Source organism: Microbacterium sp. UBA7513, assembly GCF_002478345.1.
Lineage (GTDB): Bacteria > Actinomycetota > Actinomycetes > Actinomycetales > Microbacteriaceae > Microbacterium.
In genome coordinates this window covers 38,076-51,698 of sequence record NZ_DLNJ01000020.1, presented here as the reverse complement: position 1 = coordinate 51,698, position 13,623 = coordinate 38,076, and the positions used below count along the sequence as shown (strand labels likewise).

Annotated in this window: 15 protein-coding genes; 4 read left to right on the top strand and 11 right to left on the bottom strand. The window is 71.2% G+C overall.

From position 1 onward, the window contains the following. Positions 1–10 precede the first annotated feature (10 nt). Both B2W79_RS10785 and B2W79_RS10780 read left to right on the top strand, forming a co-directional pair. Positions 11–706 (top strand): ABC transporter ATP-binding protein, encoded by a 696-nt coding sequence (locus tag B2W79_RS10785; RefSeq protein ID WP_292789464.1) that lies wholly within the window; start codon positions 11–13, stop codon positions 704–706. Next, entirely contained in the window at positions 703–2,022 is a 1,320-nt protein-coding gene (locus B2W79_RS10780) for an FtsX-like permease family protein (protein WP_292789462.1), read from the top strand. The genes B2W79_RS10785 and B2W79_RS10780 overlap by 4 nt, the downstream gene beginning before the upstream one ends. 51 nt (positions 2,023–2,073) lie before the next feature. On the opposite strand, the gene mutM is transcribed toward B2W79_RS10780, so the two are convergent. The 6 genes from mutM to B2W79_RS10750 all read right to left on the bottom strand — a co-directional run bounded on the left by mutM (position 2,074) and on the right by B2W79_RS10750 (position 7,179). After that, positions 2,074–2,937, bottom strand: a complete 864-nt coding sequence (mutM, locus tag B2W79_RS10775) for a bifunctional DNA-formamidopyrimidine glycosylase/DNA-(apurinic or apyrimidinic site) lyase (RefSeq protein WP_025103321.1) — start codon at positions 2,935–2,937, stop codon at positions 2,074–2,076. Then, a complete protein-coding gene (gene rnc, locus B2W79_RS10770; protein WP_292789460.1) occupies positions 2,930–3,622 on the bottom strand; it encodes a ribonuclease III in 693 nt (230 codons plus the stop codon). The genes mutM and rnc overlap by 8 nt, the downstream gene beginning before the upstream one ends. Before the next feature lie 10 nt (positions 3,623–3,632). Next, positions 3,633–3,842, bottom strand: a complete 210-nt coding sequence (gene rpmF, locus B2W79_RS10765; RefSeq protein ID WP_013586329.1) for a 50S ribosomal protein L32 — start codon at positions 3,840–3,842, stop codon at positions 3,633–3,635. A 2-nt stretch (positions 3,843–3,844) separates the two neighbouring features. Beyond that, positions 3,845–4,339 (bottom strand): YceD family protein, encoded by a 495-nt coding sequence (locus B2W79_RS10760; RefSeq protein WP_025103319.1) that lies wholly within the window; start codon positions 4,337–4,339, stop codon positions 3,845–3,847. 136 nt (positions 4,340–4,475) lie between these two features. Then, a complete protein-coding gene (coaD, locus tag B2W79_RS10755) occupies positions 4,476–4,973 on the bottom strand; it encodes a pantetheine-phosphate adenylyltransferase (protein ID WP_025103318.1) in 498 nt (165 codons plus the stop codon). 31 nt (positions 4,974–5,004) lie between these two features. Next, positions 5,005–7,179, bottom strand: coding sequence for an ATP-dependent DNA helicase RecG (locus B2W79_RS10750; protein ID WP_292789457.1), 2,175 nt, complete (start codon positions 7,177–7,179; stop codon positions 5,005–5,007). Between the two features lie 60 nt (positions 7,180–7,239). Between B2W79_RS10750 and rsmD the strand changes: the two genes are divergently transcribed. Further along, positions 7,240–7,854 carry a 16S rRNA (guanine(966)-N(2))-methyltransferase RsmD gene (gene rsmD / locus B2W79_RS10745; protein WP_071328506.1) on the top strand — a complete coding sequence of 205 codons (615 nt, stop codon included), beginning with the start codon at positions 7,240–7,242 and terminating at the stop codon, positions 7,852–7,854. Here rsmD and thiL read toward each other — a convergent pair. Further along, entirely contained in the window at positions 7,824–8,819 is a 996-nt protein-coding gene (thiL, locus tag B2W79_RS10740) for a thiamine-phosphate kinase (RefSeq protein WP_292789453.1), read from the bottom strand. The two genes, rsmD and thiL, sit on opposite strands and share 31 nt — an antisense overlap. A 23-nt stretch (positions 8,820–8,842) precedes the next feature. On the opposite strand from thiL, the gene B2W79_RS10735 reads away from it, so the two are divergent. Continuing rightward, a complete protein-coding gene (locus tag B2W79_RS10735; protein ID WP_292789451.1) occupies positions 8,843–9,325 on the top strand; it encodes a DUF3515 domain-containing protein in 483 nt (160 codons plus the stop codon). Between the two features lie 21 nt (positions 9,326–9,346). Here the strand turns inward: B2W79_RS10735 and B2W79_RS10730 are convergent, their stop codons facing one another. The 4 genes from B2W79_RS10730 to murA are packed head-to-tail and all read right to left on the bottom strand — an operon-like array spanning position 9,347 to position 13,586. Then, entirely contained in the window at positions 9,347–10,429 is a 1,083-nt protein-coding gene (locus tag B2W79_RS10730) for a D-alanine--D-alanine ligase family protein (RefSeq protein ID WP_071328503.1), read from the bottom strand. Continuing rightward, positions 10,329–11,468 carry an NAD(P)H-dependent glycerol-3-phosphate dehydrogenase gene (locus B2W79_RS10725; protein WP_292789449.1) on the bottom strand — a complete coding sequence of 380 codons (1,140 nt, stop codon included), beginning with the start codon at positions 11,466–11,468 and terminating at the stop codon, positions 10,329–10,331. The genes B2W79_RS10730 and B2W79_RS10725 overlap by 101 nt, the downstream gene beginning before the upstream one ends. Further along, positions 11,458–12,213, bottom strand: coding sequence for a lysophospholipid acyltransferase family protein (locus tag B2W79_RS10720; RefSeq protein ID WP_071328501.1), 756 nt, complete (start codon positions 12,211–12,213; stop codon positions 11,458–11,460). Before B2W79_RS10720 ends, B2W79_RS10725 begins: the two co-directional genes overlap by 11 nt. Before the next feature lie 5 nt (positions 12,214–12,218). Then, positions 12,219–13,586 carry a UDP-N-acetylglucosamine 1-carboxyvinyltransferase gene (murA, locus tag B2W79_RS10715; RefSeq protein ID WP_060922898.1) on the bottom strand — a complete coding sequence of 456 codons (1,368 nt, stop codon included), beginning with the start codon at positions 13,584–13,586 and terminating at the stop codon, positions 12,219–12,221. Positions 13,587–13,623 lie beyond the last annotated feature (37 nt).

Genomic DNA, 13,623 nt, shown 5'->3' with positions numbered 1-13,623 from the left:
GGCTGGGAACATGAACACTCCCGTGATCGAAGCCCACGCCCTCGTCAAGACCTACGGCGTCACCCACGCCCTCGCCGGTGTCGACCTCGCGGTGCACCGTGGCGAGTCCGTCGCCATCATGGGCGCGTCGGGCTCGGGGAAGACGACGCTCCTGCATGTGCTGGCGGGAATCACCGCCCCGGACAGCGGCCGCGTGGTCTTCCAGCCCTCGACGGGCACGGCCATCGACGTGACCGCGCTGGGTGAGGCGGCGCGCTCCCGGCTGCGTCGCGAGCGCTTCGGGTTCGTCTTCCAGCAGGGACTGCTGATCCCCGAGCTGACGGCGGTGGAGAACGTCGCCCTCGCCTCGATGATCAACGGCGTCGCCAAGAAGGACGCGCTCCCCCACGCGGCGTCGTGGCTCGCGGCTCTGGGCCTCGGCGGCATGGAGGATCGGCGCATCGGCGAGCTGTCGGGAGGACAGGCGCAGCGTGTGGCGATCGCGCGGGCCCAGGCGACGGGTGCGGACCTCGTCTTCGCGGACGAACCGACCGGGGCCCTGGACTCGCACACCTCCGCCGAGGTCATGGACGCGCTCCTGTGGTCCACGACCGGGCAGCGCCGCACCCTCATCGTCGTCACGCACGACGCCGACGTCGCCGCACGCTGCACTCGCACGGTCGCCGTCCGCGACGGCCGTATCCTCGGCTCGGCGGTGAACGCATGAATCTCTCCGTCCTCACCCTGCTTCTGCGTCCGGCTCCCGGACAGCGCAGCGTCCTCGCCCTGCCGATCGTCGCGTTCGGCGTGGTCACGACCCTCGTGCTCACAGTGATCGGCGGCGCCCAGGCCTTCTGGACCTGGACCGACGATGATGCCGTGCTCTACCAGGCTCTCGCCGCCATCGCGCTCGTCCTCCTCGTCGTGCCGCTGACCTCCCTCGGCGGCGCCGCTGCCCGGTTGTCCGCCCGACGCCGCGACGAGAGGCTGTCCACGCTGCGCCTGCTCGGGGTGACCCCGGGAGGGGTCACGACGGCCACCGTCGTCGAGTCTGTCCTCGTCGCCGCCGCCGGCGCCGTCATCGGCATCGGCGGCCACCTGGCCCTGAGCCCGGTGATCGGTCTCATCCCGTTCCGGGGAGAACCGCTCGGCACGCAGGCGGTCATGCTCCCTCCGGCGATGATCGCCGCCGTCGTGGGCGGCGTCCTGCTGCTCGCCGCGGGCAGCGCCGTGGTGGGGCTTCGTCGGGTCGTGATCTCGCCGCTCGGGGTTCGCACGCGCACGGCGCCGACGAACGTGCACTGGATCCGCGCCGTCATCGCGGTCGTGGGCATCGCCACCGCGTTCGTGCTCATCAAGGTCTTCCCCATGATCGGCGGGGTCGTGGCGACCATCGCCGTGCTCGCGGCGATGTTCGCCCTCGCGCTCATGGTGCTCAACCTGCTGGGACCGTGGGTGCTGAAAGTCTCGGCGGGACGCCAGCTCCGGCGGGCGGAGCGCCCGGAGCGGCTGCTCGCCGCTCGCCTCGTTCTCGACTCTCCGAAAGCGGCCTGGCGTCAGGTCGGCGGCATCGCGATGGCGAGCTTCATGGCCGTCTTCGCGGGCACCGGCGTCGCGCTCCTCGACACGATCGGGGCGAGCGACGATCCCTCCAGCATCGCGCTCGCAGAGGACATCCGGACCGGTCTCATCATCACCCTCATCGGGTCGTTCCTCATGGTGGCCGCCTCCGTCGGCGTGAATCAGGCCTCGGACGTGCTCGACAAGAACGACCTGCACCAGAGCCTGCACCACCTGGGCATGCCGGTCGAGACCGTGGACCGCGCGCGCCGTCGCGCGATCATGTCGCCACTGCTGGTCACGGCGGTCGGATCCGCGCTGTGCGCTGCGGTGCTCGTGTTCCCGCTGGTGGGCATCGCGCTGATCGTCGCGCCCCTCTCGCTGATGACCATCGCGACCGTCGTCGCCGTCGGCATCGGTGTCGTGTGGGCGAGCACCTGGGCGACCCGCCCGCTGCTGGATCGCGCGTTCGCTCCGGCGTGAGGAGATGGCGGGCCGGGTGCGTCCGGCCCGCCACGCGCGACTCGGCCCCGGTCAGCGTCTCCGTTGGCAGCGCGGGCAGAAGTGCGAGGAGCGGTTCATGAAAGCGGCACGGGTGATCGGCGTGCCGCAGCGCGGACAGGGCTTCCCTCCGCGACCGTAGGCGTTCAGCGAGTGCGCGAAGTAACCGGCCTGCCCGTTGACGTTGACGTACTGGGCGTCGAAGCTCGTGCCGCCCTCGGCGAGAGCCTTCTGCAGGACCGATCGCACTTCCGCGAGCAGGCGATTCACGGCTCGGGTCGGCAGAGCGTCGGCCGGTGTCTCCGGATGGATGCGGGCCGCCCACAGCGACTCGTCGGCGTAGATGTTGCCGATGCCGCTCACCACGCCCTGGTCCAGCAGCACCCGCTTGATCGCGCTGTGCCGCCGGGCGAGAGCGGCCCGGAAGACCCGGTCGTCGAAGAACGGGTCGAGCGGGTCGCGCGCGATGTGCGCGACCTGTGTCGGGATGCGGGAGGGGCCGTCGGCGATGAGAGCGTCGACGGCAAGGGAGCCGAACGTCCGCTGATCCGCGAACACGATCGCGAGCTCGCCGTGCCGGGGATGCTCGATCCCGAGGCGGACGCGCTCGTGGCGCTCGGTCGGCGCGTCCGGCGCGCGGAGCAGCATCTGGCCGCTCATGCCCAGATGCGCGATCAGAGCGGAGTCGCCATCGTCCACGGGGAGCCAGAGGAACTTGCCGCGCCGCGCGGCCGCGGTGAAGCGGCGACCCTCCAGACGCTGGACGAAGTCCGCCGCTCCGGCGGTGTGCCGGGTGAGGGCGCGTTCGTCGAAGACGCTGACGCCCGTGATGACGGCATCCACGGCAGCCGGTGCGAGGCCGGAGCGGACGACCTCGACCTCGGGGAGCTCAGGCACGCTCGCTGAGCGTGCGCCAGGCGCTGAGGGCCGCGGCCATCTCCGCCGTCTTCTTGCTGCTGCCGGCGCCCGTCATCCGCACGTCGCCGACGGCGACGGTCGCCGTGAAGCGCCGGTCGTGGTCGGGGCCGCTGGCCTCGACCGAGTACTGCGGCGGCGTGGCGCCGAGGCGGGCCGCGAGCTCCTGCAGGCTCGTCTTCGGGTCCATCGCCGCGCCGTACCGCTCGGGGTCGGCGAGCAGCGGCTCGGTCAGACGCAGGACGAGCGCCGTCGCAGCCTCGGGCCCGGCGGACAGATAGGTGGCGCCGATGACGGCCTCCATGGTGTCCGCGAGGATCGAGTCCTTGTCGCGCCCACCGGTCTGCTCCTCACCGCGCCCGAGCAGCAGGTGGCTGCCGAGATCGATGCCGCGAGCGACCTCCGCCAGCGCGACCGTCGACACGACGCTCGCCCGGCGCTTCGCCAGCTCCCCCTCGTCGAGCTCGGGGTGCCGCGTGAACAGCATGACGGTCACGGCCTGACCCAGCACCGAGTCGCCGAGGAACTCGAGACGCTCGTTGTGCGGGATGCCGCCGTGCTCGTACGCGTAGGAGCGGTGGGTGAGGGCCAACTCCAGAAGCTCCGCGTCGAGATCGACGCGGAGCTTATCTGGGAGAGGCCTCGTCCCCCCGGGGACCTCCGTCACGGTTCGCGACTCAGACGTCGGCGACCTTGCGGCCCTTGTACTCGAGGAAGAGCTCGGTGCCCTGCGAGTCGGTGACGACCTTCGCCTGGTGCGGACGGCTGTAGACGACCTTGCCGTTCTCGATGGTCTTGACGAGCGCGGGGGCCTCGGCCTTCCACTGCGCGCGGCGCGAGCGGGTGTTCGAACGGGAGACCTTGCGCTTCGGGGGGTTACCAGCCATGACTAGCTCTCTTCTTTCTCGGCGGCACCGCGTTCTGCCGTGCCGTCCTGGTCTGTGATCTGCTGGAGCGCGCTCCACCGAGGATCGATGGGAGCGGCCTGCTCCGTTCCGGTGCTCTCGGTCAGCCTCTCGCCTGTGACCGGGTCGAGCCCGAGGCAATCCGGCTGACACACCGGCTGAAAAGGAAGGGCCAGTACGGCCGCATCCCTGACGAGAGTTTCAAGATCCACGTGGTCGTCTTGAACCTCGAAGTCAGTTTCTTCCTCACCAGGATACGCGAAAAGCTCCTGGAACTCGACTTCGACGGGCCGAGCGATATCGGTGAGGCATCGACCGCACACGCCGACGTACTCGCCCTCCGCCTCTCCGGTGACGAGGATGCCCTCGTGGACGGACTCCAGCCGCACGTCGAGATCGAGTTCCGAGCCCGCCTCGAAGGAGACGATGCCCTCCCCCCACTGCTCCGTCAGGGGCACCGAGAAGGAGTGCTCGCGCATCTCCCCCGGGCGCCGGACGATGTCACGGACGGGGAGGACGAAAGGGCTGTTGAGTCGGGAACGCACCCCGCCATGCTACCCGGGTCACCGGCGAGGAGGGCCGGGAGACCGCCGGGAACCGGACCGCGATCCCCGATCAGATCCCGCGCGCGCCGGTGTCCAGGAACGAGGCGACAGCCGGCGGGACGAACGGCGAGACGTCGCCCCCGAGACCGGCGACCTGACGCACCAGCGAGCTCGAGACCATCGCATGCGCAGGATCGGGCAGCAGGAAGACGGTCTCGATGTCGGCGAGGTGTCGGTTGACGATCGCCATGGGCGACTCGTACGCCACGTCGACCTGCGAGCGGATGCCCTTCACGAGCACACCGGCGTTCACGTCGCGCGCATAGTCGACGAGGAGTCCCATGCTCCAGGATCCGATGACGATGTTGCCCGCCATGCCGTCCTCGGCGATCGAACGCTCCAGGAGGGAGAGCCGCTGCGCGATCGGCAGCATCGCCTCCTTGCCCGGGTTGTGCACCACGAGCACATGCAGCTCGTCGTAGAGGGCGGCCGCGCGCCGGATCACGTCGAGGTGACCCAGGGTCGGCGGATCGAAGGAACCCGGGACGACGGCGATCCGGCTGCTCATGGAATCCAGCCTAGGGCACCCGGAACGGCGATCAGTTCTTCGCGAGCGCCGCGCGATCCTCGTCGGTGACGCGCCGTCCGATGGCCTCCCGGAGCCCGGGGTGAGCGGCCAGCTCGGGGTCGGCAGCGAGGATGTCCTCCGCGAGCTCGCGGGCCCGGGTGATGAGAGCGGCATCCTTGACGACGCGCAGCAGCTTGAGGGACGACCGCACCCCGGCCTGTGCCGCGCCGAGCACGTCGCCTTCGCCGCGGAGTTCGAGGTCGACCTCGGCCAGCGCGAACCCGTCGAGGGTGGCGGCGACCGCGTCGACACGCTCACGGGCCACCGATCCGGCCTCGGCCTCCGTGACGAGCAGGCACAGCCCCGGGACTCCTCCTCGGCCCACCCGACCACGGAGCTGGTGCAGCTGGGAGACGCCGAAACGGTCGGCGTCCAGCACGATCATCGTCGAGGCGTTGGGGACGTCCACGCCCACCTCGATCACGGTCGTCGCGAGCAGGAGGTCGATCTCCCCGCGGGCGAAGGCCTGCATGACGGCGTCCTTCTCCTCCGAGGGCATCTTCCCGTGGAGCACCGCGCGTCGCAGACCGCCGAGGGTCGGATGCGTGGCCAGCGCCTCGTCGAGCTGCACGACACCCCACCGAGGGCCTTTGCCGCCCTCCGGGGCGAGCAGCGCCTGCTCCCCCGCCTCGGCCGTCTTCGCCGCGGTGTCGATGGCCGCGCAGACCGCGAACACCTGCCGCCCCTGCGCGATCTCCTCCGCCGCCCGTTCCCACACCCGGTTGAACCAGCCCGGGTGCTCGGCCAACGGCGCGACGTACGACTCGATGCCGGCGCGCCCCGCCGGCATCGTGCGGATGACCGAGGTGTCGAGGTCGCCGAAGACCGTCATCGCGACCGTCCGCGGGATCGGCGTCGCGGTGAGGACGAGCGCGTGCGGGCTTGACCCCTTCGCCCGCAGCGCCTCCCGCTGCTCGACCCCGAAGCGGTGCTGCTCGTCGACCACGACGAGACCGAGATCGGCGAACGTGGTCTTCTCCCCGAGGAGCGCGTGGGTGCCGACCACGATCAGCGCCTGGCCGGAGGCGACGCGCAGCGCGGCCTTGCGGCGATCCGCCGCCGGCATCTGCCCGGTGAGCAGCGTCGGCATCAGCAGCGGGGCGAGCTGCGGGCCGAGCATCTTCGTGATCGAACGCAGATGCTGCGCCGCAAGGACTTCCGTCGGGGCGATCAGGGCCGCCTGTCCCCCGCTCTCGGCGACCTGGAGCATCGCCCGCAGGGCCACCAGCGTCTTTCCCGAACCGACCTCGCCCTGCACGAGCCGGTTCATCGGCCAGGAGCCGACGAGATCGTCTGCGATCTGGGCGCCGACGGTCTGCTGATCCGGCGTGAGCGTGTAGGGCAGGGCGGCGTCGAAGCGCTCCAGCAGCCCGCCGGGTGCCGCCGGCCGCGAGGTGGCGGCCAGGGCGCGCACCGCGTCGCGCTGCTGGAGCAGGGCCGTCTGGAGCGTCAGTGCCTCGTGCATGCGCAACGTGCGGACGGCGGGGTCGATGTCGTTGCGGGAGCGCGGGCGGTGGATCGCCTCCAACGCCGCCCGCGCCGTCAGCAGCTCCTCGCGGGTGCGGATCTCCGGTGTCAGCGGGTCGGGGACGGTCGGGAGGTCGTCGAGGACGCGCCCGACGAGCCGGGCGATCTGCCACGTCTGGATCGCGGAGGTGGCCGGGTAGATCGGGATCGGCACGGCCGCCCTGGCATCCGCCCGCCGGCGTGCCGCGTCCTCGTCGTCGAACAGCTCGTACTCCGGGTGCGCGAACTGCGTCATCCCGTTGAACTCGCCGACCTTGCCGGAGAAGACCCCTCGGCGCCCGACAGCCAGATCCTTGGAGCGCCACTCCGCCGCGCCGACGTTCTTCGCGAAGAAGGTCAGCGACATGCGACCGACGCCGTCGCCGATGACGACGTCGACCATGGCTCCCGGCCGGTTGCGCATCCGGCGGAAGCTCGACGAGAGCACCTCGGCCACGATCGTGACGGTCTCCCCGATCGGGAGGTCGCGGATGGGGGTGAGCTCCCCCGGGTCGGCGTACCGGCGCGGGTAGTGCGCGAGCAGGTCGCCGACGGTCTTCATGCCGAAGGCCCGGTCGAGCGTCTTGGCCGACGCCGCGCCGAGGGCCTCCTCCAGCGAGGATTCGAGCGTGAGCGACATGCTCCGAGTCTAGGGAACCGCACGGACACGACCGTCCGCGGCCTGTCGTATCGTGAACGGGTGACGAGGATCATCGCCGGAACGGCACGCGGCACCCGGCTCGACGTCCCCGGCGCCGGGACCAGGCCCACCAGCGACCGCGTGCGCGAATCGCTGTTCGGCGCCCTGGAGTCGCTCGACGCGGTCGCGGACGCCCGGGTGCTCGACCTTTACGCAGGCTCGGGGGCGCTCGGGCTCGAGGCCCTGAGCCGCGGCGCCCGGAGCGCCGACCTCGTCGAGCGCGGGCGGCAGGCCGCAGCCGTCGTGCGGCGCAACGTCGCGGCCGTCGCGAAGGCCTCCGGCACCGCGACCGCACGGGTGCAGGAGGCGACCGTCCGGGCGTTCCTCGGGCGGACGACCGGCCCGTACGACCTCGTTTTCACCGATCCGCCGTACGACATCGACGATGAGGCGATGGACGGCGACCTCGCCGCCCTGGCTCCGCTGCTCAGCGACGACGCCGTCGTGGTCGTGGAGCGCGCCCGGCGTTCGTCCACACCCGACTTCGCCGCGGCCGGGCTCCGGGTGTTCCGGGAGAAGACCTACGGCGACACGACCCTCTGGTGGGCGGAGCCCGACCGCGAGGACACCGCCTCCGCCACGGCTCAGCCGGCGACGGAGTCCCAGTCCCGGTAAGGATCCCAGCCGCTGACGTCCACGGGACCGTCGTCGCAGAGCAGGTCCACCTCGCCGCGCGGACGCACGACACCGATGACGCGGAAGCCCGGGGGCAGCACACCGTCCGGGAACGTCGCGAGCAGGGCGTGGTCCTCCCCGCCCGCGAGCGCGCGCTGCGGGTTCGCGCCGAGCGCTGCGCCGTCCAGCGCGAGGGTGACCCCGGAGGCGTCCGCGAGCCGACGCGCGTCGAGCGCGAGCCCGTCCGAGACATCCATCATCGCGGTCGCCCCGGCCGCTGCCGCGACCACGCCGAGGCCGATGGGCGGTGACGGTCGCAGTTGCGCCTCGACCGCAGCGCTCTCCCCGGACGCGAGAGCCGCGGGATCGACCGGCACCGGTGTCTCGCCGTCCCGGAAGCGTCCGAACAGCACCGCCAACCCGTGTGCGGCATGACCCAGCTCTCCGGCGACGGCGACGACATCACCCGGTCGCGCCCCCGCCCTGGTCACCGGCGGGCGCCCTTCGAGGTCGCCGAGCGCCGTCACAGCCACCGTGAGCACCTCGGACACCGTGAGGTCGCCGCCGACCACCGCGCACCCGGGGGCGAGCGCCGCGCAGGCATCGCGGAAGCCGTCGGCCAGGCGCTCCACGAACGACAGTCGGAGGTCGCGCGGCACGGCCAGGGCCACGAGCAGCGCGGTCGGGCGTGCGCCCATGGCGGCGATGTCGGCGAGGTTGACCGCCGCCGCCTTCCAGCCGAGGTCGTACCCGCTCGTCCAGGCCAGCCGGAAGTCCGGACCGTGCACGAGCGTGTCCGTCGTCGCGACGACCGATGCCGAGGGGGCGGCGACCACGGCGGCATCGTCCCCGGGACCGAGGAGCGTGTGCGCGCCCGGCGCAGTGCGCTGGAGGATGGCGCGGAGGATGCGCCCCTCCGAGAGATCTCCCAGGCGCGGATCGTCGGAGTCGGGTCGGGAGGGCATGTCGTCAAAGGTAGCCTGGATACATGCTTCGTTCCCGCCGCCTCGCTGCCGTCGCGGGGGCGATCGCCCTCGCCGCCGGACTCACCGGATGCTCCACCACCGTGCACCTCGAGCCGGCGGCCGACGCGAACGACCCGGCCTGCGCGAACGTCTCCGTGCTCCTGCCGGACAGCGTCGGCGGGTACGAGCGCGTGTGGACCGACGCGCAGGCCACGGGCGCGTGGGGGGATCCCACGGTCGTCCTGCGCTGCGGGGTGGAGCCGCCCGCTCCGTCCGACCTCGTCTGCACCACTCTGGGCGGCGTCGACTGGTTGGTCCTGGAGCAGGAGGAAGAGCGCCAGCGCCTCGTCACCTACGGTCGCGAGCCGGCCGTCGAGGTGATCATCCGCCGCGGCGAGCAGGTCGACTTCCAATCGATCGTCGACAGCCTCTCGTCGAACATCCAGTCCGGGCTCGCGCCGGCCACCGCGCAGTGCACGGACCGTGTGGAGTTCCCCGCGAGCTGAGCGCGCGGGGAATCGTCCACGTCAGCGACGCAGGCCCGCCTCGACGAGCTCGGTGATGAGGTCGCCGTAGCTCAGTCCGGAGGCGACCCAGCACTTCGGGAACATCGAGATGGGCGTGAAGCCGGGCATGGTGTTGAGCTCGTTCACGACGAGCTCGCCGGTCGGGGTGAGGAACATGTCCACCCGGGCGAGGCCGCGACCGTCGACCGCCCGGAAGGCCCGCACGCCGGCCTCCTGAACCGCGGCCACCTCGGCGTCGGTCAGCTCCGCCGGGCACACCACCTCGACGCCGTCACCGCCGAGGTACTTCCCCTCGAAGTCGTAGAAGCCGCGGTCGCTCAGCACGATCTCGCCGGGGAGGGAGGCGCGGACGCCGTCGGCCGTCTCGAGGACAGCCACCTCGATCTCCCGCCCGGTGACGCCGGCCTCGATGAGCACCTTGTCGTCCTCGGCGAACGCGATCGCGAGGGCGGCGTCGAGTTCCTCCGGCGCCGACACCTTCGAGACGCCGACGCTCGACCCGGCGCGCGCCGGCTTCACGAAGACGGGCAGGCCGAGGTCGGCAGCGCGGGCGCGGAGAGCATCAGGATCGGCGTCCCAGTCCCGGCGACGCACGGTCACGCCCTGCGCCACCGAGATCCCAGCGGCCTGCAGGGCGATCTTCATGAAGTGCTTGTCCATGCACAGCGCCGAGTCGAGGACGCCGCCGCCGGCGTACGGGACCTCGAGCGTGTCGAAGTAGCCCTGGATCGTGCCGTCCTCGCCGTGGGGTCCGTGCAGGATCGGCAGCACGACGTCGATCTCGCCGAGCCCCTCGGTCTCGCCGCCCGGGTGCACGACCCGCAGGGTGCGATCGCCGCCGGGTTCCGGCCAGAGCACCCGGGTGCCGTTGTCGACGACCTCCGGGAGATGTGCGGCGTCGAGCGGGAACTTCGCCGGGTCGTCGTCCTCCAGGACGAAGGCGCCCTCGCGGGTGATCCCCACCGGGATCACGGCATACCGGTCACGATCGATCGCGCCCAGCACTCCCCCCGCCGTTGCGGAACTGATCGAATGCTCGCTGGAGCGCCCTCCGAAGAGCACCACCACCGTCTGCTTGTCCATGGTTGGTCCTCTCCCCCTGCGGGGTGTCGTCGTCCGTCGTGAGGTGCGGGGCGATGTCCCGGGGATCCATCTTGCCGTCGAGCACCATCTTCACCTGCTCCACGATCGGCATGTGCACATCGGCTTCGCGGGCGAGCTGCAGCACGGGAGCGACCGAGGCCAGACCCTCCGCGGTCTGCTGCATCTGCTTCACCACATCCTGGAAGCTGTAGCCCTGTCCGAGCAGCCGCCCGGCCGTGTTGTTGCGGCTCAGCGGCGACTGACATGTCGCGATGAGGTCGCCGAGCCCCGCCAGCCCCTGCAGGGTCTCCGGCTGGGCACCGTTCGCGACTGCGAAGTCGGTCATCTCGACGAGGCCGCGGGTGATGATCGACGCCTTCGTGTTCTCGCCGTAGCCGACGCCGTCGACGATCCCGATGGCGACGGCGATGAGGTTCTTGAGCACCCCGCCGAACTCTGTGCCGATGACGTCCGTGTTCACGAACGTCCGGAAGTAGGAGTTGCGCGCGGCCCGAGCCACGACGTCCGCCGTCTCCTGGCTGCGCGACGAGATCACGGCCGCGGTCGGCTGCTCCCGCGCGATCTCCAGGGCGAGATTCGGTCCGGAGGCCACGGCGATCCGGTCGGGATCGCACTGCAGCTCCTGCTGGATGACCTGGCTCATGCGCAGGCCGGTGCCCCGCTCGACGCCCTTCATGAGGCTGACGATCTTGGCGTCGCCCGTGGCAATCAGCGGGCGCAGCGCCTTGAGGTTCTCCCGCAGCGACTGGCTCGGCACGGACAGGTACACCTGGTCGACGCCGTCGAGCGCCGTCGCCAGCTCGTGTGTGGCCGCCATCGTCCGGGGCAGATTGATGCCCGGCAGGTAGCGAGAGTTGCGCTTCGCCTCGTCGATCTCATGCGCCAGTTCCGCACGGCGCGCCCACATCGTCACGTGGGCGCCGCCGTCGGCGAGGATCTTGCCGAACGTGGTGCCCCAGCTGCCGGCGCCGATCACGGCGACGCGGGGTCCGGCCGGCAGGGTTCTCTTAGGGGTCAAGGCGTCCGGTCTCCTTCTGGCCGTGGCTCGCCGGGTTCCAGCGCTCCGCGGGGGCCTTCTCGCCGCGCACCTGCTCCAGCAGCGCGGTGATCGCGTTCATGAGTCGGTTGGTGGCTTCCGTGAGAGCCGCCGGCTCGCCGGCGCGACCGCGGAGGTCGGAGACGTCGACGGGGTCGCCGACGATCACGGTCACGGGCTTGCGGAGCGGCCAGAGGCTCAGCCCCTTCTGGTAGCGGCCCATGATCGCCTGGGTGCCCCACTGCGCCATCGGGATGAGCGGGATGCCGTCGGCGAGGGCGAGCCGCACCGCCCCCGACTTGCCGCGCATCGGCCACATGTCGGGGTCACGGGTGAGCGTGCCCTCCGGGTACACGATGACACCGCGGCCGTGCTCCACGAGAGCTGCCGACTGGGCCATCGTCTGCTTCGCGGACGACGCCGACGAGGTGCGTGCGACCGGGATCATCCCCGTCTTGCGCAGGAACCACCCGAGCACGGGCACGCGGAAGAGGCTCTCCTTGGCCATGAACCGCGGAGCGCGCCCGATCCGCCAGACCGCCAAAGCGACGATCAGCGGGTCGAACTCCGAGTAGTGGTTCGGGGCCAGGACGAACGCGCCCTCTCGCGGGACCTTCTCCGCACCGATGATGCGGACCTTCGCGATCAGCGACACCAGCGGGACGACGATCGCCGCGAGCGGCCAGAACACGCTCGGCCGGGTCTTCTCCGGAGACCGGGAAGCCATGGGGCTCACCGGAGGACGTCGAAGTCGGCGCCGAGCGCGTCGAGCTTGGCGAGGAACTTCTCGTATCCGCGGCTCAGGATGTCGACGCCCGACACCTTCGACTCGCCCGTGGCCGTCAGGGCCGCGATCACGTGGCTGTAGCCGCCGCGCAGGTCGGGCACCACGATGTCGGCGCCGTGCAGAGGCGTGGGACCGGTGATGACGGCTGCCTGCTCCAGATCACGACGCGGCACGCGCCGGGGCCCGTCCTGCAGACCGCGCGGGTGCACGACGATGTCGGCGCCCATCTTGACCAGCGCCTCGGTGAAGCCCATCCGGTTCTCGTACACGGTCTCGTGCACGACCGAGCGGCCGTGGGCCTGGGTGAGCGCGACGACGAGCGGCTGCTGCCAGTCGGTCATGAAGCCCGGGTGCACGTCGGTCTCGATCACGACCGGTTTGATGTCGCCATCGCGCCGGAAGAGGATCCCGTCCTCCTGGATGTCGAACCAGCCGCCGGCCTTGCGGAAGACGTTGAGGAAGGTCAGCATCTCCTGCTGCTTGGCACCGCCGACGAAGATCTCGCCGTCCGTGGCCAGAGCGGCCGACGCCCACGAGGCCGCCTCGTTGCGGTCGAAGATCGACCGGTGGTCATAGCCGCGGAGCTTCTCGACGCCCTCGATGAGGATGACGCGGTTCGGCTCGTAGGAGATGATCGCGCCCATCTTCTGCAGGACGGCGATCAGGTCCATGATCTCCGGCTCGATCGCCGCGTTGCGGAGCTCGGTGATGCCCTCGGCGCGCACCGCGGTGAGGAGCACCTGCTCCGTGGCGCCGACGCTCGGGTAGGGCAGGTGGATGTTCGCGCCGTGCAGGCGGGTCCCTCCCGTCGAGAGGCGGATGCCGCTGGGCAGCTTCTCGACGATCGCCCCGAACTTGCGGAGAGCGTCCAGGTGGAAGTCGATCGGACGGTCGCCGATGCGGCAGCCGCCGAGGTCGGGGATGAACGCCTGACCCAGGCGGTGCAGCAGCGGGCCGCAGAAGAGGATCGGGATCCGCGAGGCGCCCGCGTGGGCGTCGATCTCCTCGAAATGCGCCGACTCGACGTCACTGGGGTCGAACACCAGCGAGCCGGGCTCGTCTCCCTCCGACACCCGGACCCCGTGCACCTCGAGCAGCGAGCGCACCACGGCGACGTCGCTGATGGCCGGCACGTCGCGCAGGACGCTCGTGGTCTCCCCGAGCAGGGACGCGACCATCGCCTTGGTGGCGAGGTTCTTCGCGCCCTTCACGTCGACGCGTCCGCGCAGCGGACGACCTCCACGGATGGCGAGGACGTCTCCGGTCAGCGCGGGGACGTCGTCGGAGAGAGCGTCGCGCACGGGTGTCGTCATTCGGGGCCTCACTTCGTTCATCGGGGGCGGGTTTACC

Bases quoted from the DNA above. Each gene is read 5' to 3' on its own strand.
- B2W79_RS10785 (WP_292789464.1), top strand. From the start codon at position 11: ATGAACACTCCCGTGATCGAAGCCCACGCCCTCGTCAAGACCTACGGC.
- B2W79_RS10750 (WP_292789457.1), bottom strand. From the start codon at position 7,179: ATGTCGCTCACGCTCGAATCCTCGCTGGAGGAGGCCCTCGGCGCGGCG.
- murA (WP_060922898.1), bottom strand. From the start codon at position 13,586: ATGACGACACCCGTGCGCGACGCTCTCTCCGACGACGTCCCCGCGCTG.
- B2W79_RS10735 (WP_292789451.1), top strand. From the start codon at position 8,843: ATGCTTCGTTCCCGCCGCCTCGCTGCCGTCGCGGGGGCGATCGCCCTC.
- rpmF (WP_013586329.1), bottom strand. From the start codon at position 3,842: ATGGCTGGTAACCCCCCGAAGCGCAAGGTCTCCCGTTCGAACACCCGC.
- B2W79_RS10730 (WP_071328503.1), bottom strand. From the start codon at position 10,429: ATGGACAAGCAGACGGTGGTGGTGCTCTTCGGAGGGCGCTCCAGCGAG.
- B2W79_RS10760 (WP_025103319.1), bottom strand. From the start codon at position 4,339: ATGCGCGAGCACTCCTTCTCGGTGCCCCTGACGGAGCAGTGGGGGGAG.
- B2W79_RS10780 (WP_292789462.1), top strand. From the start codon at position 703: ATGAATCTCTCCGTCCTCACCCTGCTTCTGCGTCCGGCTCCCGGACAG.
- thiL (WP_292789453.1), bottom strand. From the start codon at position 8,819: ATGCCCTCCCGACCCGACTCCGACGATCCGCGCCTGGGAGATCTCTCG.
- B2W79_RS10720 (WP_071328501.1), bottom strand. From the start codon at position 12,213: ATGGCTTCCCGGTCTCCGGAGAAGACCCGGCCGAGCGTGTTCTGGCCG.
- coaD (WP_025103318.1), bottom strand. From the start codon at position 4,973: ATGAGCAGCCGGATCGCCGTCGTCCCGGGTTCCTTCGATCCGCCGACC.